Here is a 21,025-nt window from a genome sequence, read left to right as displayed (position 1 = left end):
TCGCTAAGACGAGCCCGTCCGGGGCGCGCCCGGACCTTCTCTCCCGAGGGCCGCCCGATGGCCGACGCTCCCGCACTCGAGATCGAGCACCTGTCCCACCCGGCCAACCCGAGCCTGCTCACGATCCAGCAGCACGTGATGCGGGAGCAGCGGCGGTTCCCGAACGCGACCGGCGAGTTCTCCTGGCTGTTCTCCGGGCTCACCCTGGCCACGAAGATGATCGCCGCCCGGGTCCGCCGGGCCGGGCTGTCCGACATCCTCGGCTCGGCCGGGGCCACGAACGTCCAGGGCGAGGTCCAGCAGAAGCTCGACGTGTTCGCCAACGAGACCCTGATCGAGTCCCTCAGTTGGAAGGAGACGATCGGGCTCATCGCGTCCGAGGAGAACGACCGCCTCACCGCGGTCCACTACGGGAGCCCGGGCGCGAAGTACGCGGTCGTGTTCGACCCGCTCGACGGCTCGTCGAACATCGACGTGAACGTGAGCGTCGGCACCATCTTCTCGATCCTGCGGTGCCCGGACGGGTGCGCGGACGACCCGGCGAAGTGGGTGCTCCAGCCGGGCCGCGAGCAGGTCGCGGCCGGGTACGTGCTGTACGGCTCGTCGACGATGCTCGTGTACACGAGCGGGAACGGGGTCCACGGGTTCACCCTGGAGCCGTCGATCGGGGCGTACCTGCTGAGCCACGAGAACATCAAGATGCCCGCCCGCGGGCCGTACTACTCGGTGAACGAGGCGTACCGGGACTCGTTCCCCGCCCCGTACCCCGCGTACCTCGACGCGCTCCGCCGGGGCGGGCTCGGCACGAAGTACGCGCTGCGGTACATCGGCTCGCTCGTCGCCGACTTCCACCGCACGCTGCTCAAGGGCGGGGTGTTCCTGTACCCGCCCACGGCCGACGCCCCGGGCGGGAAGCTGCGGCTGATGTACGAGGCCAACCCGATCGCGTTCCTCGCCGAGCAGGCCGGCGGGGTCGCGACCGACGGCGCGCGGCCCATCCTCGACCTCGTTCCCGACGCGGTCCACCAGCGGACCCCGTTCGTCGTCGGGAGCCGCGACGAGCTGGAACTGTTCAACCGGATGGCCGCGAACTGACACCCGGTGCGGTGGCTCGGTCGCCGCGGAAGACGCGCGGGCCGCCCCGACCCACCCGGACCCGGCACGACGCGCGGCCGGGGCCGACCTTCAGGGCCTTCATCTCGCGGAGCACTCCCCGGCCCGGTAGCGGACACGAGGAACACCACGCCCGGGGCCGTTCGGGGCCGCACTCCGGCCCTCTCGCCCCCGCCGATTGCCCTCCCCCGCGGGCGTATAATCTGGTAGTCCCACTCCGTCGCAACGGCCCTCTCCCCCGTTCGAGGTGCAGCCCATGTCCGCGATCGTCCCGCCGGCCCCGTCGCACCCGGCCACGCTCTTCGACACCTCGCCCACGTACGTGATGGCGTGCCGGCAACTCGACGAGGTCGCGAAGGCCATCAACCTCGACCCCGGCATCGCCCAGCGGCTCATGGTGCCCAAGCGGTCCCAGGTGGTCGCCGTGCCGATCCGCATGGACAGCGGCCAGGTGCGGTCGTTCATCGGCTACCGGGTCCAGCACTCGCTCACGAGCGGGGCGAGCAAGGGCGGGCTCCGGTACGCCCCGAGCGTGGACCTCGGCGAGGTCGCGGCGCTCGCGATGTGGATGGGGTGGAAGTGCGGGATCATGAAGCTCCCGTTCTCCGGGGCCAAGGGCGGGATCGCGTGCGACCCGGCCGCGCTCAGCCTCGGCGAGAAGGAGCGGCTCACCCGCCGGTTCACCGAGGAGATCCTCAACATCATCGGCCCGCGGGTCGACGTCATGGCCCCGGACATGGGGACCGACGAGCAGACCATGGCGTGGATCTACGACACGTACTCGATGAAGGTCGGGTACGCGTGCCCCGAGATCGTCACCGGCAAGCCGGTCGAACTCGGCGGGTGCGTGGGCCGCAAGGAGGCGACCGGCCGCGGGGTCGTGTACTGCATCCGCGAGGCGCTCGAGGAGCTGAAGCTCCGGGCCGTCGAGGCGACCGCCGTCGTCCAGGGGTTCGGCAACGTCGGCTCGGTGACGTGCGAGGAACTGTACCAGCTCGGCGTGCGGGTGATCGCGATCGGCGACCGGTACGCGGCGATCAAGAACCCGACCGGCATCGACGTCCCGGCGCTGGTCAAGTACGCCGCCGACCCGAAGAACGTGCTGCACTCGATCAAGGGGTTCCCGGGGGCCGACGACCTCGACCCGAAGGAGCTGCTCGGCACGCCGTGTACCATCCTGGTGCCGGCGGCGCTGGAGCGGGTTATCACCGGCGAGAACGCGAGCAAGCTGCGGTGCCGCATCCTCGCGGAGGGCGCGAACGGCCCGACGACGCCCGACGCCGACGCGGTGCTGGCCGACTCCGACGTGTACGTGATCCCGGACATCCTGTGCAACGCGGGCGGCGTCACCGTGTCGTACTTCGAGTGGGTGCAGGACCTGCAACAGTTCATGTGGAGCGAGGACCAGGTGAACGCGCAGCTCAAGAAGCTGATGCTCGGCGCGTTCCACCGGGTCCGCGACCGCGCCCGCGAGCGGAACATGACGAACCGCATGGCGGCCCTCAGCCTGGGCGTCGAGAAGGTCGCGACCGAGAAGGCGAAGCGCGGCCTGTACCCGTGACCGGGGCTTCGCCCAAAAATTCGAACTTCGAAGTACGAAGCACGAAAGAAGCCCACCACTCCGGGCTTGTTTCGTGCTTCGAGTTTCGTGATTCGAATTTCGAGCCGGTCCCGTGACGCGGATAGGATGAGGCGGTCGCCCGCTTTGTCCCGAGGCCGCGCCCGATGACCGCCCCCCCCCCCGCCCCGCCCGCGGAACCCCCGCCGGGCCGCACCGACCTCTGGATCGACGCGGCCTGGCTCGCGGTCCTCGCGGTGTGGTGCGGCGCGTGGTGCCTGACCGCCGCCGATCGCCTCGGGCCGACCTACGACGAGCCGTTCTACTTCGAGGCCGGGCTCACCAACTGGCACGAGGGCCGGACCGAGAAGACCGCCGTCAACGGCGTCATGTTCCTGCCGATCAACCTCGTCACCCTCCCCCTGCACCTCCAAGAGCAGCGAACCGGCGCTTGGCTCCCGCGCGAGGGGTGGGTCGAACACCTCCCCCGCGCGCGGGCGGTCACGCTCGTGTGGCTCGCGGTGCTCGTCCTCTCCGCGATGCGGCTCGGTCAGGCGGCCGGCGGGCCGTGGGCCGGGCGGGTCGCGGCCGGGCTCGTTGCGGCCGATCCGAACTTTCTGGCGCACTCGTCGCTCGCCACCACCGACGTCTCGGTCTCGGCCGCACTGCTCGCACTCGCGTCGTTCGCGTACGTCGCTCGGGGCGGGGGCTGGACGAGTAAGGTGCTCGTGCCGGGGTTCTGCTTCGGCGTCGCGGTGCTGTGCAAGCTCTCCGCCCTGCTCTACGGCGGCGTCATCCTCACCGCCATCGAGGTGCTCTACTGGTTCGAAGCCGGCGCGTTGCTCCGCCCTGCGGGGGCGACCGTCACCGCGTGGGCCGGTGCCGCGGCGAGGACCGTCGGGCGGTCGGTGCTGATCGTCGCTTCGGCGATCGCGCTCGGCACGGCGCTGGCCGTCGTCGTCAGCGGGTTCCCGAAACCGGGCCGGCAGCCGATGGCGCTGGTCGCCAGCGCGATCCCGGTGACCGACCCGCTCCGCCCGCGGTACGACCACTACGCCGCGGAGTACGACCAGGTGCCCTACGCCGCCGTCGCGTTCCTGTTCCAGTGGTGGCACAACGCCGAGGGCCGCCCGACGTACCTCAACGGCACGTACCATCCGTCGGGGTGCTGGTACTACTTCCCCGTGGTGCTGGCGATGAAGACGCCGGTGCCGGTTGTGCTGCTCGCGCTGGCGGCGCTGGTGCGGCCGCGGCGCGCGGCGAACCCGCTGGCCGCGGTCACCGCGGCGCTGCTGGTCGTGACGCTCTCCGCGAAGCTCCAGACCGGCGTGCGGTTCGTGCTGCCGGTGCTCGCGCTGGGGTACGTCGCGGTCGCGGTCGCCCTTGTCCGCTCGTGGGGCCGCTGGGGCGCGTGGGCCGGTGCGGTCGGGGTCGCGGCGGTAGCGGCCACGTCGGTGTGGGTGTGGCCGCACGGCCTGGGCTACTTGAACCAACTCGCCGGCGGGCCGGGCGCGGCGATCGAGCGGGTCAGCGACTCGAACCACGACTGGGGCCAGGGAATCCCGGATCTGCGCGCGTGGCACCGGGCCAACGGCGAGCCGCCGATCGCACTGTGGTACTTCGGCACCGACCCGGCCGCGTGGAAGCCCCCGTTCCAGATCGTCGGCCCCGAGCGGGCCGCGCTGCGGACCGGCGACGACGTGCGGCGGTACGTCGGCCCGCGGGTCCTCGCCGTGGGCGCGTCGGTGCTGACGCTGCACCCGGACCTGTCGCCGTCGAAACGCGCGACCATCGACCACCTCCGCACGCTGACGCCGCTGGCCCGCACCTCGGCCTTCGTCGTCTACGACTTCCGCGACCCGCCCCCGGCACCCACCGCGCCGTAAGTCGCGCGCTCCGCCTTGACCGCTCCGCCCAGATTGGGTATCCCCCGTGTCAACCTCAGAAGTGGGGCGCGAGCGGTCGCCCGGGACGGTCCCGGAGCGGCCGCGGCGGCTGTGCGGCGCGGGACCGTTCGGAGTGTAGTGATGGTGGCGCGAGAAAAGCGCCGAATCCGGGGTCGATCGCCGTACCAGCAACTTGTTTTTCACGGACCCTGCGTTACGATTCGTTCTTATAGCGAACGTGTCGCGCCGCGTGCGGCGCACCGAGTCGCACCCGCGAGCCGCACCGCCCGTTGATGCGGCCCGGGACCAACCGACCCGAAGAGGTCACACCCCGTATGTTCGAGCCCGACGCCTGCCGCCCCCTCACCTCGACCGGTCAGCCGGCCACGGGCGGGTTCGACGACGAGGAGCCCCCGAGTCGCCCGAACCGCCACCCCATCTGGGAGAGCGTCCCCGACGCCCAGTGGGACGACTGGCGGTGGCAGACCCAGAACTCGATCCGCTCCGTCCGCCAGCTCCGCACCCTGCTGAAGTTCTCGAACGAGGAACTCGAAGCGATCGGCCGCCTGGAGGGCGACTACAAGCTCGCCATCCCGCCGTACTACTTCTCCCTCATCGACACCGAGAACCCCGTCGACCCGATCCGCATCCAGTCCGTCCCGAACCCGCTGGAGGCCGAGAACGCCTCGGGGTACGAGCTCGAGGACCCGCTCGAAGAGGACAAGGACTCACCGGTCCCCGGGCTCACGCATCGGTACCCGGACCGCGTGCTGCTGGTGACCACGCCCAACTGCTCGATGTACTGCCGGTACTGCACCCGCAAGCGCGCCACCCTCACCCGCGGCGGCTGGGAGGGCGTCAGCGCCGACGACGAGCGGATGATCGACTACGTCCGGACGCACCCCGAGATCCGCGACGTCATCGTCTCCGGCGGCGACCCGCTAACCCTCCCGCTCAACAAGCTCCGGTTCTACCTCGACAACCTGAAGGTGATCGACCACGTCGACGTCATCCGCATCGGCACCCGCGTCCCCGTGACGCTGCCGCAGCGGCTGTACGACCCCGAACTGATCGACCTGCTCGCGTCGGCCGAGAAGGTGTACATCCAGACGCACTTCAACCACCCGCGGGAGATCACCCCCGAGGCGGCCCGCGTCTGCCGGTCCCTGCTCCGCCACGGGATGCCGATCAACAACCACTCGGTGCTGCTCAAGGGCGTCAACGACGACCTCGGCACCATGCGCGAGTTGCTCCGCGGCCTGCTCCGCATCAAGGTCCGGCCGTACTACCTGTTCCACTGCGACCCGGTGACCGGGGCCGGGCACTTCCGCACCAGCGTGTGGAAGGGGCTGGAGATCATGGAGGGCCTCCGCGGCCACATGAGCGGCATCGGCATCCCGACCTACGTGGTGGACAGCCCGCACGGCGGCGGGAAGATCCCGATGATGCCGAACTACCTCGTGAGCATGTCCGACGACGCGGTGATCCTCCGCAACTACGAGGGGATGCTGATCCGCTACCAGGCCGAGGACAAGCCCGGCACCATCGAGCCGACGCCGACCCGCGGCGTGAGCGGGCTGCTCCAGGGCGACCGGACCGCGCTGATCCCGCAGAACAACGAGCGGATGGACCGCCGCCGGAAGCGGGCGCTGCTCGACGGCTGTTCCGGCGGCCCGGTCCCGGCCGCCGAAGGCAGCGGCGACGCCCCGCGGGCGACCGTCCCGCTCCCGATGGCCAACGGCAACGGGTGAGCCCGCGAGCCACAACGTCTCAGCCCACGGATTGTGATCCGTGGGCTGTTTTGTTATCTCTTGGTCCTTCGCAGGCAGCCCCCAGGAGAGACCCATGCGGATCGGCATCGCGTTCGACCTGAAGCCGACCGGCCCGGCCCCGGCCGGCGCGCCGGACGACCTCCACGAGGAGTTCGACTCGCCCGTTACTGTGCGGGCCGTCGCCGACGTGTTCCGGGCGCTCGGCCACACGCCCGTCGAACTCGGCAACGGCCGCCCGCTCATCGAGGCGCTGCTCAAGGACCCGCCCGACCTCGTGTTCAACTTCGCCGAGGGGTCCGGCGTCTCGCGGTCCCGCGAGGCCCGCGTGCCGGCCGTGTGCGAGATGCTCGGCATCCCGTACACCGGCTCCGACCCGCTCGCGCTCGCCGTCGCGCTCGACAAGGACATGACCCGCCGCGTCGCCGAGTCGCTCGGCCTAACGGTGCCGAAGGGCATCGTGCTGTCCCCGCCCCCGGGCGAGTACGACGGCGACTGCGCCGAGTTCCTCCCGGTGCTGGAAGAAGCCGGGCTGCCGCTGCCGGTCATCGCGAAGCCGACGTGCGAGGGGTCGAGCAAGGGCATCCGCAACCGGTGCCTGATCCGCACCGCCGCGGAGTTCGGCCCGACCGTCGTCGAGCTGTGGAAGAACTACCAGCAGCCGGTGCTGGTGGAGGAGTTCATCAGCGGCGACGAGGTGACGGTCGGCATCATCGGCAACGACCCGCCAGAGCCGCTGGGCATCATGCGGGTGCTCCCCAAGACGCCCGGGGACCACTTCGTCTACAGCCTCGAAGTGAAGCGGAACTGGGAGGAGTCGGTCGAGTACGAAGCGCCGGCCGAACTGCCCCCCGCCGTCACGCGGGCGGTCGAGGCGGACGCGCTGGCGGTGTTCGCCGGGTTGGGGTGCCGCGACGTGGCCCGGGCCGACTTCCGCGTCCGCGACGGCGTGCCGTACTTCCTGGAGATCAACCCGCTCCCGGGGCTGAACCCCGAGTCCGGCGACATCGTGTTCCTCGCGTACCGCCTCGGCCTGACCTACCCGCAACTCGTGGGCATGATCCTCGACGCCGCGATCAAGCGGTACGGGCTGGTATGATCGCGAAATCTTCGTGGAGGTGACCGTGGAAGCGAACCGTTCCTTACGCGACGCCACCGTCCAAGACATCCAACTCGAACTGATCCGCCGCACAAGGTTCAACGCATTCGACGGCGAGCGTGTGTTCGCAACCTTGCAACGTCACCGGCCGCTCTGGGTTGCCGTGCTACTCGACCGGCCGGGACGATCCCTTCCCTACGGATCGTCGCTGTTGCTGGTTGACGGACTCATCAAGTTGCGAGATCTGCCCGACAATCGCTGGAACACGGACACGCTATACCTTCTCACCCCCACGCTCGATGACGCTCGCGAGTTGGGCGTTGTCCTCGAAGCTACCAATCTTGGCGGTGAGGTGACCGTAGAAGAGGACGAGAACGAGGTTTGCTGCGCCCTCGGCACCTCGTTCCCCGAGTTCGGTTTGGTAACGGTGTGGTGGGAGTGACCGTGGGGAGCCTGTGATCATCTCCACCCGCGACCTCTCGAAGTTGCCCGACGTCGACGCCCTCAAGCGGCTCATGCAGGGCGTGGCGACGCTTGGTGCGATTTTGTCGCCCGAGTGGGAGTACCGTTTCTACTCGTTCAACTCGAAGTGGAGCAAGGGCGAGCAGATGGGTTCAATGCGGAATGGCCAGGGCGACGACTTGCATGCCCTGTTCAACAAGCACGGCTGCTTTCTCAAGGGCTTCGCGCACGAGTGCCCGATGACCCCATATGCGCGCCGGCCGAAGAGCGTGTGGCCCGGCGTCCTCGACGACGTTCCGAGGGTGTTCGCCGCCGCGCTGAAGGAGCCGGCGTTCACGATGGAGGACACGACGTTCTGCGTCTGGCGGCAGTACACCGACGACCGCTGGCACCGCGGCGCGGTCGAGCTCCCGGGCGGCGACGACCCGGACGGGTCGGCGGGGCTCCTCTCGCCGTTCGAGGGCAAGCCGCAGGCGTTCCTGGCGCGGGCGCGCGACTACTACGAACTGGACGCCTCGGACCGCAAGCTCACGCTCGCGGCCGTGCGGCACGTCTACGCCCACAAGCCGCTCACCGAGACGTTCGTTGCGCGCATCAACCCGGACGTGACGCTCGCGGACCTGAAGGCGGACCTCGCCGAGATCGGGTATCCGAACCCGGCGTCGCAGAGGTGACCGTTACTCGCCGAGGTACGCGGCGCGGATGCGGGGGTCGTTCAGGAGCGCCTCGCCGGTGTCGGTGAACGTGATCCGGCCGGTTTCGAGGACGTACCCGCGGTGCGCGACCTTCAGCGCCATCCGGGCGTTCTGCTCGACCAGCAGCACCGACATCCCCTGCCGGTTCAGCTCCTTGATCACGTCGAAGATCTGCACCACGATCTGCGGGGCGAGCCCGAGCGACGGCTCGTCGAGGAGCAGGAGCTTCGGCCGGGCCATCAGCGCGCGGGCGATGGCGAGCATCTGCTGCTGGCCGCCCGAGAGGAGCCCGCCGGCCTGGTGCTGCCGCTCGCGGAGGATCGGGAACATCACGAACGCCTTTTCGAGGTCGGCCCGCACGCCGTCCCTGTCCGACCGGGTGAACGCCCCCATCTCCAAGTTCTCGAGGACCGTGAGCCGCGAGAAGATCTTGCGGCCCTCGGGCGACTGAGCGAGCCCGAGCCGGACGATGTTGTGCGCCGGGACGCGCTCGGCCACGAGGTCCTTGCCGTCGAACACGACCTTGCCGCCGCGGGCTCTCACGACCCCCGACAGGCACATGAGCGTGGTCGTCTTGCCGGCCCCGTTCGCGCCGATCATGGCGACGATCTCGCCCCGGTCGACCCGCAGCGAGAGCTTGTGGAGCACGTTGATCGGCCCGTACCCCGCTTCGAGGTCGGTCACGTCGAGCAGGGCGGAACTCACGTCACCTCCTCCTTGCCCAGGTACGCCTCGATGACCTTCGGGTCGCGGCTCACGTCGGCCGGGTTCCCCTCGGCGATCTTCACGCCGTAGTCGAGCACCGCGACGCGGTCCGAGATGCCCATGACCAGGTTCATGTGGTGCTCGATGAGCAGCACGGTGACGCCGCGGTCGCGGATCTTGCGGATCAGCCCCATCAGGTCGACGGTCTCGCTCGGGTTCATGCCGGCGGCGGGTTCGTCGAGGAGCAGCAACTTGGGCCTGGTGGCGAGCGCGCGGGCGATCTCGAGCCGCCGCTGGGCGCCGTAGGGGAGGTTCTTGGCGAGTTCGTTGTGCTTGCCGGCGAGGCCGACGAACGCGAGCAACTCCGCGGCCTGCTTCTCGGCGGCCCGCTCCTCGCGGCGGTGCGGGGCCAGGTTCAGGGCGCTGACGAGCGGGTGCGCGACCAGCGCCCGGGTCATCCCGACCATGACGTTCTCGAGGGCGGTCATGCCGTGGAACAGGCGGATGTTCTGGAACGTGCGGGCGATCCCCTGCTGCGAGATCGCGTCGGCCGCGTGCCGGGACCGCTGCCAGCTCGCGAGCGTGCCGGCCGCCCCCACGAGCACCCCGACGGCGAACCCGAGCCCCGCGCGTCGGCCCCGCTCCGCGACGTGCGCCGCGGCGTCCCCGAGCGCCTTGCCCCACGGGAACGGCTCGTTCTTGCCGGCGAAGTTGTCGCGGATCGACACCTGCCACAGGGTCTCGACGTTCACCGCGAGGGTGGCGAACAGCAGCCCGGCCAGGACGCCGACGGCGACCGCGAACGCGATGGTGCCCTTGGCGAGCGGCCTCACGAGGGGCCGGTCCTCGAACAGCACGCGGCCCTCGGTCGGCTCGTAGATGCCGGTGACGGCGTTGAACACGGTGGTCTTCCCGGCCCCGTTCGGGCCGATAACGGAGAAGATCTGCCCCGGCTCGACGGTGAGGTCCACGGCGTTCACGGCGGTGATCCCGCCGAACCGCATCGTCAGCTTTTCGATCTTCAGTACCGACATGGCACCCCCGTTGGACCGCTACCCGGCCTTCGCGTCGGCGTCGTGCAACTCACGCCTCACCCGGGCCTCGGGGAGCAGCCCCTCGGGCCGGAACCGCATCATCAGGATGAGCACGAGGCCGAAGATCATGAGCTTCCACCCGCTGACCTTCTCGTAGTTCTTGCCGCCGGTGCCGAGTTGCTCCTGGAGCCAGTTGTCGAGGACGTTCGTGGCGATCCGGTCGAACCCCATGAGCAGGAACACGCCCAGCAGCACCCCGGAGCGGTTGCCGAGGCCGCCCAGAATGATGCAGCACACCATGATCATCGAGAGCGTGAAGTCGTACGCGGCGGGGTTGCCGGTGGTGCGGAGCGACATGGCGTAGAACGCGCCGGCGAGCCCGGCGAGCCCGGCCCCGATGGCGATGGCCGCGAGCTTGAGCCGGGCCGGGTTGAGCCCCATGCACGACGCGGCCAGCTCGTCCTCCCGCAGCGCCACCCACGCGCGGCCGAGCCGGGACCGCTCCAGGTTCCGCAGGAACAGCATCACGGCCCCGAGGGTGCCCAGGACGATGAAGTACAGGTACGGGTACTTGTACCACCGCACGCCCCACTCGTCGTTCACCCGGAACGCGCTGAGGTCCACGTTCTCCCGCACGCCGGGGACCGGGCCGGCGTCGATCGGGTTGAGCCCCTTCGTCCCCTCGGTGATCGCGTCCAGGTTGCGGATGGCGTACAGGGCGATGAGCCCGAACCCGAGGGTGACGAGCGCGAGGTAGTCGCCCCGGAGCCGGAGGATCGGGGCGGTGGTGGCCACGCCGACGGCGGCCGCGACGAGGGCCGCCGCCGCCGCCGCGACGAGGAAGCTCTGCTGGAACGGGAAGAACGGCACGGTGAGGATGCCGACGGTGTACGCCCCGATGCCGAAGAACGCGGCGATCCCGAGGTGCAGCACGCCCGTGTACCCGAGGACGACGTTCAGCCCCAGGGCGAGGATCGCGTAGATGAACAGGATGGTGAACTGCTCGCCGCGGTTGGCCTCCGCGAACGGGAGGAACGGGTACGCGGCCAGGAACACGAACAGGGCCGGGACCCAGTGCCGGAGCACGCTCATACTTTCTCCCGGACGCGGGCCCCGAGCAGGCCGGACGGGCGGAACACGAGGATCACGATGAGGATGGCGAAGATCGTGGCCTCGCTCCACTTGGCCCCGAGGTACGCCTTCGACAGCTCCCCGACGACGCCGATCACTAGCCCGCCGAGGACCGCCCCGGGGATGTTCCCGACGCCGCCGAGGACCGCCGCTGTGAACGCGTACAATCCGTTCTGGAACCCGATCTGGTAGTCCACCGACTTGATGTACAGGCCGTACACCACGGACCCGACACCGGCCAGCGCCCCGCCGATGCCGAACGTCGCGGCGACGACGCGGTCCACGTTGATCCCCATGAGCTGTGCGGCCGTCGGGTTCTGGGCCGTCGCCCGCATCGCCTTGCCGAGCGGCGTGAACTTGACGAACAGCGTCAGCGCGACCATCGCCGGGACCGTGACCCCGACGACCATCAGGTCCTTCCACGTGAACGCCAGCGCCCCGCCGAGCAGGTTGTCGTCGGGGATCAGATCGGGGAACCGAACCGGGGTCGCGCCCTTCCAGAACAGCCCGAGGTTCATGAAGACGAAGCTGACCCCGATGGCCGAGACGATGACGGTGAGCTTGGGGCTGTTGCGGAGCGGCTTGTAGACCACCCGGTCGGTCGCCACGTTCAGGCCGGCGCACGCCAGCGGGGTGACGACGAGCATGAGCAGCACCGCGCCGGCGACGGCCCCGCCGTCGCGCCCCGAGGCGGTCGAGACGCCCGCCCACCCGGCCAGGGTCAGGGCCAGGAACGTGCCGAGCATGAACAGGTCGCCGTGCGCGAAGTTGATGAGCTCGATGATGCCGTACACCATCGTGTACCCGAGCGCGATCAGCGCGTACAGCGAGCCGAGGACCAGCCCGAGCAGCAGGAACTGCCCGAACCCCGCGGCGTCGGTCTGGGCGAACAGGTCGAGCATCGGCACCCCCACAATCGGCGAACCCGGGGCGCGGACGGCGGGGGGCCCCGTCGCCCGCGCCCCGGGTTCGCCCGGCCGCGGTCGTGTCACTCCTGCGTCTTGACCGGTTTGAACTTCCCGCCCTCGATCTTGCTGATGGTGAGCACCTGGAGGGTGGTGTCGCCGTTCTCGTTGAAGCTCCACTTCCCGAGCGACCCGGCGTCGAAGTCCTTGGTGGCGAGGACGGCCTTGCGGATCGCCTCGCGGTCCTTCGCACCGACCTTTTTCACCGCCTCCAGGAACACCTTCGCGGCCTCGTACCCGTACACGGAGTACGCCTCCGGCTCGCTCTTGTACTCCTCGCGGTACTTCTTGACGAACTCGGCCCCGGCCCCGGTCAACTGGCTCGGGTCCTTCCCGCCGATGGTGGCGTAGACGCGGCCGTTGAGGACGTCGGCCCCGGCCGCCTTGATGAACGCGTCCTCGTAGCACCCGTCCGGCACGAACAGCGGGCAGTTGAGCCCCTCGCCCTTCATGTCGATGGCGATCTGCGGCCCCTTGCTCTGGGTGGTCCCGCCGAAGTACACCGCGTCCGGGTTCAGCGCCGCGATCTCCTTCATCAGGCCCTTGAAGTTTTGCTGGCTGACGACGATGCTCTGGTGGCCGAGGACCTTGATCCCGAGCTTCTCGCACTCGGCCTTGAACAGCCCGGCGATGCCGGCCCCGTACAGCTCCTTGTCGTCGAGCACGTACACCGACTTCGCCTTCAGTTCGGCGGCGAGGTAGCGGGCGGTCAGCGGCCCCTGGGTGTCGTCGGTCGGGCACACGCGGCAGAACGTGACGTTGCCCGACGGCCGGTACACCATGGGCTCGTCGTTCTTGAGGCCCGGGACCGGCTTGGTGAGCCCGGGCCAAGTGGCGGCCGGCGAGATCTGGAGGAGCCCGGCCTCGTTCAGGATCGGCATGGAGACCTTGGCGGCCCCCGAGTTGTACGGTCCGATGAAGACCATCACGTCCTTGTCGGAGACGGCCTCGCGGGCGTTGTCCGCCTCCTTGCCCGCGTCCCACTGCCCCTGCGCCGCGGTCGCGTCGTCCTTGTCTTGGTGCTGCAACTTCATCCCGGCGATCTCGCCGTTGTAGTCCTTGATCGCCAACTTAATCCCGTTGACGATCGTGTCCGTCTGGCCCTGGGCGGACCCGGTCCGGGGCAGGCTCGACACGATCTTGAGGGTGTTCTCCTTCTTCCCGCACCCGCCGGTCCCGAGGAGCGCGGCCGCCCCCACGCCGCCACCCGCAACGGTCAGAAACTTGCGACGGTCCACGGCGAACTCCCGGTGATGTGTGGGGGATGGGACAAGGCAGGTTTAGGGTTGAACGCGCCCCGCGTCAACGACCCGAGCCCCAACCCGCGCCGCTTATTCCCCCGTCGCATTTTACGCGGCGCGGCGGACGCCCTTCTGACCGATCACCCCGTTCAGGTATTCGAACAATTCCGCCTCGAAACGGTCCTTCCGAAACCCCACCGCCTGCCGCCGCGCGACACGTGGGTCGAACCGGTCGGCCTCGCGCTCGAACGTCTCGATGGCGGTCGCGACCGCGTCCACCGTCTGCTCGTGGAACACCACGGCCGTCGGGGTCGGGCTCTCGCCGAGCGGCCGGACCGTCTCCGTCAGCCCGCCGCGGCCGTACCCGATCACCGGGCACCCGCACGCCTGCGCCTCCAGCGGCACGATGCCGAAGTCTTCCTCGCCGGGGAACAGCAGCGCCTTCGCGCGCCGCAGGTGGTCGCGGATCACCTCGTCCGACTGCCAGCCGAGGAACTGCGTGGTCGGCCCCGCCTGCGCCTTGAGCTTCGCGAGGTGCTGGCCGCTGCCGATGACGACGAGCTTGCGGCCGAGCTTCTGGCACGCATCGACCGCGAGGTCGAACCGCTTGTACGGGGCGAGCGCGGACACCACGACGTAGAAGTCCTCGCGCGGCTCGTTCGACGGCCGGTAGAACTCGGTGTCCACCGGCGGGTAGATCACGGCGGCCTCGCGGCCGTAGCAGTCGCGGATGCGGTCCCGCACGGTGTTGCTGATGGCGACGAAGTGGGTGACGCGGCCCGCGGTGCGGCGGTCCCACTCGCGGATGCGGCCCATGAGGAGGTCAATGGCCTTCGCCTTCAGCCCGCCGAGGACGCCCTTCTTCGCGAAGTACGACTCCTGCATGTGCCAGGCGTACCGCATCGGGGTGAAGCAATAGCAGACGTGCGGGACGCCCTTCGGCGGGCGGGCGGACTTCGCGACGGCGTGGCTCAGGCTCACGACGAGGTCGGCGTTCTCGACCCGCCACCCGGCAACGAACGGCATGAGCGGCAGGAGGTAGCGGTAGTACCGCTCGACCCTCGGGAGCGCGTTGAGCGGGCTCGGGGTGATGCGGGTCCGCTCGATGGTCGGGGAGACGCTGCCGGGCTTGTGCAGGAGGGTGAGGAGGCGGCTCGCGGGCCACCGCCGGCACAGCGGCTCGAGGCACTTCTCGCCCCCGCGCATGCCCGTCAGCCAGTCGTGGACCAGCACCACCCGTTCGCCGGCGTCCATGCCGATCTCCTGCGCCAGAGCCCGGAAGGGGTCCGGGGGTGCGGACTGTACCGACTTTCGGGGGGGCGGAAAAGGCGGCTCGGTCGGGAAATGCTCGAATCCGGTGTGTCGGATTGCTCGCCGCTCCGGCCCGGTGTAAGCTACAACAGCACCAGACGCAGTTTGCGCGCCGCGGCCGCTCGTTCCTGCGTCGTCCGAATGTACTCTCCATCGAGTCGGCGGATCCCGCTCACATCGCGAGTTCGGGGACAGACAATGGCATTCACGCTGAGCATCGGTAAGTCGAGCCTGCTCGGGAACTACCGTGAGAACAACGAGGACTCGATCGACGTCAAGGCGTTCCCCGACCTGACGGTGTGCATCGTGGCCGACGGGATGGGCGGCCAGGCGGCCGGCGAGATCGCGAGCAAGCGCGCGGTGGAAATCATCCCCGCCGTGCTCCGCAAGACGCTCACCTCGAACGTCAACGCCGAGGGCGTGAAGACCGCCACCCGCCGGGCCATCGTCCAGGCCAACGAAGAAATCATGGCGATGGGCGCGCTCGACAAGGACATGAAGAACATGGGGACCACCGTGGTCCTCGCCCTGTTCCGCAAGGGCGGCGAGGTGTACGTCGCGGGCGTCGGCGACAGCCGCGGGTACATGGTCCGCAACAAGAAGATCCAGCAACTCACCATCGACCACTCGCTGGCCCAGGCGCTCGTCGAGGCCAAGACCATCTCCCCGGCCGAGGCGAAGGACCACCGGTTCAAGAACGTGCTGTGGAAGTACCTCGGCAGCAAGGAAGTCGGCGAGGGGCCGGACGTCGCGGTCGTCCCCGTTCAGGCCGGCGACCGGTTCCTGCTCTGCACCGACGGCCTCACCGGCGTCGTGCCCGACGAGCAACTCGCCTCCGAGATCAGCGCCGCCGAGGACATGCAGCAACTCGCCGAGTCGCTCGGCCAGCTCGCGCTCACCCAGGGCTCGCGCGACAACGTCTCGTGCGTCGTGTTCGAAGTGCAGGAGTGATCGGGAGAGTGTTTGGAGTGTTGAAGAGTGTCGAGAGTGTTGGGGTTTAAGCTCGCAACTTCGGCCCCGATCGATCAACACTCTCAACACGAAACACTCTTCAACACTCTCACCAGTACATCTGCGCCGTCGGCTTGATGACCAGTTCGGGCACCGAGACCCGCGGCGGCAGCGAGGCGACGAACAGCACCGCGTCGGCCACGTCCTCGGGCTTCAGGATCACCGCCCGCTGCTCCTCCGAGACGGGCCGCGGCCGGGCCGCGAGGATCGGCGTGTCGATCTCCCCCGGATACACGTTGCTCACCCGCACCCCGCTGTCCTTCTCCTCGCCCGCCAGCACCAGCCCCAGCGCCCCCATCCCGAACTTCGCCGCGACGTAGGCCGCGCCGCCGAGCGGGTTCGCCCGCTTCCCCGCCACCGACACCACGTTCACGATCACGCCGTCCTTGCGGTCGAACATTTGCGGCAGCACGGCCTTCGTGCAGTAGAACGCGCCGTCGAGGTTCGTGCGGATCATCATGTCCCACGTCTCGGGCGTGAGTTCGCGGAGCGTGCGCTCCTTGATGTTGGTGCCGGCGTTGTTCACGAGCACGTCCACGCGGCCGAACGCCCTGGTGGCGGCGTCGATGAGCGCCTGGCACTGCTCGGCCTTGGTGACGTCGGTGGCCTGGGTGACGAGGTTGTCGCCGGCCTTCAACTCCGCGGCCACGGCGGCGAGCTTGGCGGCGTCGCGGCCCGCGATGACGACCTTCGCGCCTTCCTTGAGGAACAGGGCGGCCGTCGCCTTCCCGACCCCCGACCCGCCCCCGGTGACGACCGCGACCTTGCCTGCGAGCTTCGACATGGAGATTTCCTTGAAAGCCCGCAGATCGCGATCCGGGGGCCTGGGTGGGCTTCAGACACTGAACCCTCTTCGCTATGCTACTGTCTAACCGAACGGGCGGCACACGGCCGCGGCATCTTCACGAAGGGCGACTCCGATGAACGCTGACCTCCGCCGACGCACCGACGAGTTGTGCGCCCGTCTCACCCAGTTGCGGGACTCTCTTTGACTTGCCCAGCAAGACCGCGTTCCGCAATGAACTCGAGGCCAAGCAGGCCGAGCCCGACTTCTGGAACAACCAGGACCGGGCCAAGTCGGTGATCGCGCAGATCAAGGTCGCGAACGCGCTCGTGAAGCCGTTCGAGGAGCTCACCGCCGCGACGGGCGAGATCAAGGCGATGGCCGAACTCGCTGAAGAGGACGCCTCGTTCGAGGCCGAGATCGAGCCCGCACTCGCGCGTGCCGAGGAGCAGTACGAGGCGTTCGAACTCCAGACGATGCTCAGCGGCAAGCACGACGCGCGGTCCGCGATCGTGTCGATCAAGCCCGGGGCCGGCGGCACCGACGCCTGCGACTGGGCCGGCATCCTGTACCGGGCCTACTCCCGGTGGGCCGAGCGGCACGGGTTCGACGTGCCGAAGGACGAGGTCGACGTCGAGCCGAACCTCGAGGCCGGGGTCCAGAGCGTCACGTTCAAGATCATCGGCCCCTACGCCTACGGGTACATGCAGAGCGAGATCGGCGTCCACCGGCTCGTCCGGATGAGCCCGTTCGGCAGCGGCGACACCCGGCAGACGTCGTTCGCGGCCGTGGACGTGCTCCCGGAGATCCCCGACGACATCGAGATCGTCATCCGGGACGTGGACCTCGAGGTGCAGACCTTCAGCACCGGCGGCCCCGGCGGGCAGCACGTCAACAAGACCCAGTCCGGCGTCCGCCTGATCCACAAGCCGACGGGCATCCGGGCCGAGTGCCGCATGGGCCGGAGCCAGCACAAGAACAAGGCCGAAGCGATGCGGATGCTCCAGGCCCGGCTCGAAGCGGTCGAGGAGCAGAAGCGGATGGGCGACATCGTGAAGGCCTACGACGCGAAGGGCGAAATCGCGTTCGGCTCGCAGATCCGCAGCTACGTCATGCAGCCGTACACGCTCGTCCGCGAGGAGCGCGAGGGGATCGACCTCAAGACCCCGGCCATCAACGACGTCCTCGACGGCAACTTCGACCAGTTCATGCACGCCTTCCTGCGGCACAAGTCGGCGAAGATGAATAGGGTGAAGAAGTAAGCTGGAGCCACGGATGAACACGGATGAAACACGGATAAGAATTCAGAGCTGATTCCTGTCTGATCCGTGTTCATCCGTGGCTCTGTTCTCATGACCCGCACCATCGACGTCCCCGATCTCGCGGCGACCGAGGCCTTCGGGCGGCGGCTCGGCGCGCGGCTCTTCCCCGGGGCGGTCGTCGCGCTCGTCGGGCAACTCGGGGCCGGCAAGACGCACCTCACGCGGGCCGTCGCCGAGGGGCTCGACGTGCGGAACCCCGCCGCGGTCAACAGCCCCACGTTCGTGCTCATCCAGGAGTACCCGGCGCGGCTGCCGATCTACCACTTCGACGCCTACCGCCTGAGCGGGCCGCGCGAGTTCGCCGAGCTCGGCGTCGAGGAGTACTTTCGAGGCGACGGCGTGTGCATCATCGAGTGGGCCGACAAGGTCGAACCGACGCTCCCCGCCGAGCACCTCCGCATCGACATCGCGATCCTCGACGAGTCCCGCCGGCGGTTCACGCTCACGGCGACCGGTGAGCGGTACGAGTGCCTGCTCCGCGAGTTCCCGTAATCGCGTGCGCGTCGCACGGGAAGTTTGTGCGGGCCTGTGTTAAAATCTCCGGGACCAACCGCCACGCGACCCCGAGCGAGCCCCGCGGATGTCGAACCCGACGCCCACCTCCAGCGGCGCGGACCGCCCGTCCCCCCCGCGCCAGGGCCGCGCCCCGGAGCCCCGGGCGTACCCGTTCCTCCAGCCCCCCGTTGAGCCCGACGAGATCGGCCGCGTCGGGCACTACCGCGTGCTGCACCTGCTCGGTGCGGGCGGCATGGGGATGGTGTTCGCGGCCGAGGACCTCGCGCTGCGTCGGCACGTTGCCATCAAGGTGGTGCACCCGGACCTGGCCGCGGGCGACGGCGGCGCGCTGCAGCGGTTCCTCCGCGAGGCCCGCGCCCTCGCGGGCGTCAAGCACCAGAACATCGTCACCGTGTACCAGGCGTTCCAGGACCGCGGCACCGTGTTCCTGGTGATGGAGCTCCTCAAGGGCGAGTCGCTCGAAGCGTGGGTGCAGCCCACGAAGAGCCCGGTCCTGGACGACGTCCTGCGCATCTCCCGCGAGGCCGCCGAGGGGCTCGCCGCGCTGCACGCCCACGGGCTCATCCACCGCGACATCAAGCCCGCGAACATCTGGCTGGAGTGCCGGCCCGGGAACCGGCCGAAGAGTGCCCCGGGGTTCCAGGTGAAGATCCTCGACCTCGGCCTCGTGCGGGCGGTCGAGCAGAGCGACGGGCTCACCGAGTCCGGCATGGTGATGGGCACCCCGGCGTACATGTCGCTGGAGCAGGTCCGCGGCCAGGCGCTGGACCACCGGACCGACCTGTTCAGCCTCGGGTGCGTGATGTACGCGCTCTGCACCGGCCGGCCGCCGTTCAAGGCCGAGAACCCGGTCGCGCAGGCGGCGGCGCTCATCCGCGGCCGGTTCACCCCGGTGCGGGAGTTGAACCCGGCGGTCCCCGAGTCGCTCGCGGTGCTCATTACACGGATGCTGGCCACGGAACCCGCGGACCGACCGGCATCGGCCGCGGAGGTCATCGACGCCCTGGACGACCTGAACGACCTGGAGATCACGCCCGTGGTCGGAATCGAGGGGGCGGCCCCGCTCCCGGCGACCGAGCCGCTCCGCGCCCCGGTCCCGAGGGTCCGGGGCGCGAACACTCCGCAGTCCGAGAGAATGGTGCGGAAGACGCAGGCGCTCGTCACAGCCCCGGCCGACGAGCGAACCGAGGAGGACGCCGCCAGCAGGTCGGGCCGCAAGAGCCGCTCGCGGACCAAGGCCAAGAAGAAGCCGAAGTCGTTCTGGAAGAAGCACGGCGTCACCCTGATTGCCGCGGTGTGGTTGGGCGTCGCGGGCCTCCTCTTGGTCGCGGCCCTCGGCAACCGGGACCGGAACCGGGCGGGAGCGGGCACGCCGAAGGCCGACCCGGTCCCGGCTCCGCCCGTCACCCCGGGCAGGTCCGGTGAGGTCACCTACCTGACCGACTTCCCCGCGGCGCGAACGGTCCCGGCCCCGGCCGTCCCGCTCCCGCCCGGGGCGGACGGAACGGTCCGCGTGAACGGGCAGGCGGCGGCACACGGGCTGTTCGTGCACCCCGGGCCGCGTGAGGCCCCGCCGACCCGCGCGACGTACCGGCTGAACAAGGAGTACGCCCGGTTCCGGGCCGCGGTGGCGTACAACGACACCGCGCCCCCGTCCCCCCCGCCGATTCGGTTCGTGGTCTACGCCGACGGCGTGCAGAAGTGGCAGTCCGCGCAACCCCAGCGGGCCGCGGCCCCGCAAGCATGCGACGTGGACGTCCGCGGGGTGACCGAGTTGGTCCTGGAGGTGGTGGCCGAGGAAACCGAGCGCGGCGCGCACGCGGCGTGGATCGACCCGCGGGTCACGAAGTGACCGCCGCCAGTTCCTCGAACGCGGCCGGTCCCGGCGCCGCGCGGTCGGCGGTCATCCGCGACACGAGGTCGAACACGGCCCGGTTCAGCGGGCACGGCGTACCGGTCGTCTCGGCGAGCCGGATCAGGTGCCCGTTGTAGTTGTCGATCTCCGTGCGGCCCTTCTGGATCTCGCCGGCCATCGAGCAGTACGTCCCGCGGAGCGACGGCTCGAAGAACTTCGCCATCAGCCCCGCGACCCACTTCCGCCGCAGGATCCCCGCCACCGTGGACGGGTGGAACGGCCCGACCTTCCCGAGTTCAATGCCGGCCGCGGTGAGGACGCGGTGGTTCTCCTGGAGCAGCGCGAAGAACAGCTTCCGGGCGACCGGCACGGACAGCAGCTTGCCGTTGTCAATGCCTGCCGCGGCCGCGAGCGGCGAGATCGCCGCGTTGTACATCAACTTCGTGTGCTTGATCGGGCCGATGTCGGGGACGGTGACGACGGAGAACAACCCCGCGGCTCGCAAGAGGTCGGCGAGCGGGGGGCGTGAGCCCCCCGAGGCCCGCACGTGAGCGGGGGGCTCACGCCC

General features: G+C 69.6%; 19 protein-coding genes. 11 read left to right on the top strand and 8 right to left on the bottom strand.

All coding sequences use genetic code 11. The features are described 5' to 3' along the window. The first annotated feature begins 57 nt into the window (after positions 1-57). The 7 genes from fbp (at position 58) to ACTIGN_RS08185 (ending at position 8,561) form a co-directional block, all read left to right on the top strand. Positions 58-1,095 (top strand): class 1 fructose-bisphosphatase, encoded by a 1,038-nt coding sequence (fbp, locus tag ACTIGN_RS08215; protein ID WP_439622668.1) that lies wholly within the window; start codon positions 58-60, stop codon positions 1,093-1,095. A 274-nt stretch (positions 1,096-1,369) separates the two neighbouring features. Then, positions 1,370-2,674, top strand: coding sequence for a Glu/Leu/Phe/Val family dehydrogenase (locus ACTIGN_RS08210; RefSeq protein ID WP_439622666.1), 1,305 nt, complete (start codon positions 1,370-1,372; stop codon positions 2,672-2,674). 164 nt (positions 2,675-2,838) lie between these two features. Continuing rightward, positions 2,839-4,557 carry a hypothetical protein gene (locus ACTIGN_RS08205; RefSeq protein ID WP_439622664.1) on the top strand — a complete coding sequence of 573 codons (1,719 nt, stop codon included), beginning with the start codon at positions 2,839-2,841 and terminating at the stop codon, positions 4,555-4,557. A gap of 335 nt (positions 4,558-4,892) precedes the next feature. Beyond that, positions 4,893-6,308: a KamA family radical SAM protein gene (locus ACTIGN_RS08200; RefSeq protein WP_439622662.1), complete on the top strand. Its 1,416-nt coding sequence runs from the start codon at positions 4,893-4,895 to the stop codon at positions 6,306-6,308. 94 nt (positions 6,309-6,402) lie between these two features. Continuing rightward, complete coding sequence (locus tag ACTIGN_RS08195) at positions 6,403-7,425, top strand: D-alanine--D-alanine ligase family protein (protein WP_439622660.1); 1,023 nt, start codon at positions 6,403-6,405, stop codon at positions 7,423-7,425. Positions 7,426-7,450: 25 nt separating this feature from the next. After that, the gene (locus ACTIGN_RS08190; protein ID WP_439622658.1) at positions 7,451-7,867 is read left to right on the top strand and encodes a hypothetical protein; all 417 of its coding nucleotides are present in this window, start codon (positions 7,451-7,453) and stop codon (positions 7,865-7,867) included. Between the two features lie 13 nt (positions 7,868-7,880). Then, the gene (locus ACTIGN_RS08185) at positions 7,881-8,561 is read left to right on the top strand and encodes a hypothetical protein (RefSeq protein ID WP_439622656.1); all 681 of its coding nucleotides are present in this window, start codon (positions 7,881-7,883) and stop codon (positions 8,559-8,561) included. Positions 8,562-8,564: 3 nt separating this feature from the next. Here ACTIGN_RS08185 and ACTIGN_RS08180 read toward each other — a convergent pair whose 3' ends face one another. From ACTIGN_RS08180 to ACTIGN_RS08155, 6 genes are all read right to left on the bottom strand, one after another. After that, entirely contained in the window at positions 8,565-9,287 is a 723-nt protein-coding gene (locus tag ACTIGN_RS08180) for an ABC transporter ATP-binding protein (RefSeq protein ID WP_439622654.1), read from the bottom strand. Further along, positions 9,284-10,321: an ABC transporter ATP-binding protein gene (locus ACTIGN_RS08175; RefSeq protein ID WP_439622652.1), complete on the bottom strand. Its 1,038-nt coding sequence runs from the start codon at positions 10,319-10,321 to the stop codon at positions 9,284-9,286. The genes ACTIGN_RS08180 and ACTIGN_RS08175 overlap by 4 nt, the downstream gene beginning before the upstream one ends. A gap of 18 nt (positions 10,322-10,339) precedes the next feature. Continuing rightward, complete coding sequence (locus tag ACTIGN_RS08170) at positions 10,340-11,413, bottom strand: branched-chain amino acid ABC transporter permease (protein WP_439622650.1); 1,074 nt, start codon at positions 11,411-11,413, stop codon at positions 10,340-10,342. Continuing rightward, positions 11,410-12,354, bottom strand: coding sequence for a branched-chain amino acid ABC transporter permease (locus ACTIGN_RS08165; RefSeq protein ID WP_439622648.1), 945 nt, complete (start codon positions 12,352-12,354; stop codon positions 11,410-11,412). Before ACTIGN_RS08165 ends, ACTIGN_RS08170 begins: the two co-directional genes overlap by 4 nt. A gap of 86 nt (positions 12,355-12,440) precedes the next feature. Then, complete coding sequence (locus ACTIGN_RS08160; protein WP_439622646.1) at positions 12,441-13,655, bottom strand: branched-chain amino acid ABC transporter substrate-binding protein; 1,215 nt, start codon at positions 13,653-13,655, stop codon at positions 12,441-12,443. A gap of 111 nt (positions 13,656-13,766) precedes the next feature. Continuing rightward, positions 13,767-14,912 (bottom strand): glycosyltransferase, encoded by a 1,146-nt coding sequence (locus ACTIGN_RS08155; RefSeq protein WP_439622644.1) that lies wholly within the window; start codon positions 14,910-14,912, stop codon positions 13,767-13,769. A 255-nt stretch (positions 14,913-15,167) separates the two neighbouring features. On the opposite strand from ACTIGN_RS08155, the gene ACTIGN_RS08150 reads away from it, so the two are divergent. Then, positions 15,168-15,920: a PP2C family protein-serine/threonine phosphatase gene (locus ACTIGN_RS08150; RefSeq protein ID WP_439622642.1), complete on the top strand. Its 753-nt coding sequence runs from the start codon at positions 15,168-15,170 to the stop codon at positions 15,918-15,920. Between the two features lie 109 nt (positions 15,921-16,029). Here ACTIGN_RS08150 and ACTIGN_RS08145 read toward each other — a convergent pair whose 3' ends face one another. After that, the gene (locus tag ACTIGN_RS08145; RefSeq protein ID WP_439622640.1) at positions 16,030-16,764 is read right to left on the bottom strand and encodes an SDR family oxidoreductase; all 735 of its coding nucleotides are present in this window, start codon (positions 16,762-16,764) and stop codon (positions 16,030-16,032) included. A gap of 136 nt (positions 16,765-16,900) precedes the next feature. Here ACTIGN_RS08145 and prfB point away from each other — a divergent pair. The 3 genes from prfB (at position 16,901) to ACTIGN_RS08130 (ending at position 20,454) form a co-directional block, all read left to right on the top strand. Then, positions 16,901-18,026 (top strand): peptide chain release factor 2 gene (gene prfB / locus ACTIGN_RS08140; protein ID WP_439622638.1). Its coding sequence is split into 2 segments (ribosomal slippage): positions 16,901-16,969 and positions 16,971-18,026, totalling 1,125 coding nucleotides; the frame shifts between segments, so codons are not numbered across the junction. A 90-nt stretch (positions 18,027-18,116) separates the two neighbouring features. Next, on the top strand, positions 18,117-18,578 hold the full coding sequence (tsaE, locus tag ACTIGN_RS08135; protein ID WP_439622636.1) for a tRNA (adenosine(37)-N6)-threonylcarbamoyltransferase complex ATPase subunit type 1 TsaE: 462 nt from the start codon (positions 18,117-18,119) through the stop codon (positions 18,576-18,578). Positions 18,579-18,666: 88 nt separating this feature from the next. After that, on the top strand, positions 18,667-20,454 hold the full coding sequence (locus ACTIGN_RS08130) for a protein kinase domain-containing protein (protein WP_439622634.1): 1,788 nt from the start codon (positions 18,667-18,669) through the stop codon (positions 20,452-20,454). Here ACTIGN_RS08130 and ACTIGN_RS08125 read toward each other — a convergent pair. Beyond that, positions 20,444-21,025, bottom strand: a 582-nt coding sequence (locus ACTIGN_RS08125) for a ketopantoate reductase family protein (RefSeq protein WP_439622632.1), incomplete at its 5' end; no start/stop codon positions are given. The genes ACTIGN_RS08130 and ACTIGN_RS08125 overlap by 11 nt on opposite strands.

It is taken from the genome of Gemmata sp. (genome assembly GCF_051859125.1).
GTDB lineage: Bacteria > Planctomycetota > Planctomycetia > Gemmatales > Gemmataceae > Gemmata.
Note: the sequence above shows the minus strand (reverse complement) of the source record. Positions and strands in the feature narration are given on the sequence as shown.

Excerpts from the sequence above, each read along its gene's own strand:
- fbp (WP_439622668.1), top strand. The coding sequence starts at position 58 with ATGGCCGACGCTCCCGCACTCGAGATCGAGCACCTGTCCCACCCGGCC.
- ACTIGN_RS08210 (WP_439622666.1), top strand. The coding sequence starts at position 1,370 with ATGTCCGCGATCGTCCCGCCGGCCCCGTCGCACCCGGCCACGCTCTTC.
- ACTIGN_RS08205 (WP_439622664.1), top strand. The coding sequence starts at position 2,839 with ATGACCGCCCCCCCCCCCGCCCCGCCCGCGGAACCCCCGCCGGGCCGC.
- ACTIGN_RS08200 (WP_439622662.1), top strand. The coding sequence starts at position 4,893 with ATGTTCGAGCCCGACGCCTGCCGCCCCCTCACCTCGACCGGTCAGCCG.
- ACTIGN_RS08195 (WP_439622660.1), top strand. The coding sequence starts at position 6,403 with ATGCGGATCGGCATCGCGTTCGACCTGAAGCCGACCGGCCCGGCCCCG.
- ACTIGN_RS08175 (WP_439622652.1), bottom strand. The coding sequence starts at position 10,321 with ATGTCGGTACTGAAGATCGAAAAGCTGACGATGCGGTTCGGCGGGATC.
- ACTIGN_RS08170 (WP_439622650.1), bottom strand. The coding sequence starts at position 11,413 with ATGAGCGTGCTCCGGCACTGGGTCCCGGCCCTGTTCGTGTTCCTGGCC.
- ACTIGN_RS08165 (WP_439622648.1), bottom strand. The coding sequence starts at position 12,354 with ATGCTCGACCTGTTCGCCCAGACCGACGCCGCGGGGTTCGGGCAGTTC.
- ACTIGN_RS08155 (WP_439622644.1), bottom strand. The coding sequence starts at position 14,912 with ATGGACGCCGGCGAACGGGTGGTGCTGGTCCACGACTGGCTGACGGGC.
- ACTIGN_RS08150 (WP_439622642.1), top strand. The coding sequence starts at position 15,168 with ATGGCATTCACGCTGAGCATCGGTAAGTCGAGCCTGCTCGGGAACTAC.
- ACTIGN_RS08145 (WP_439622640.1), bottom strand. The coding sequence starts at position 16,764 with ATGTCGAAGCTCGCAGGCAAGGTCGCGGTCGTCACCGGGGGCGGGTCG.
- tsaE (WP_439622636.1), top strand. The coding sequence starts at position 18,117 with ATGACCCGCACCATCGACGTCCCCGATCTCGCGGCGACCGAGGCCTTC.
- ACTIGN_RS08130 (WP_439622634.1), top strand. The coding sequence starts at position 18,667 with ATGTCGAACCCGACGCCCACCTCCAGCGGCGCGGACCGCCCGTCCCCC.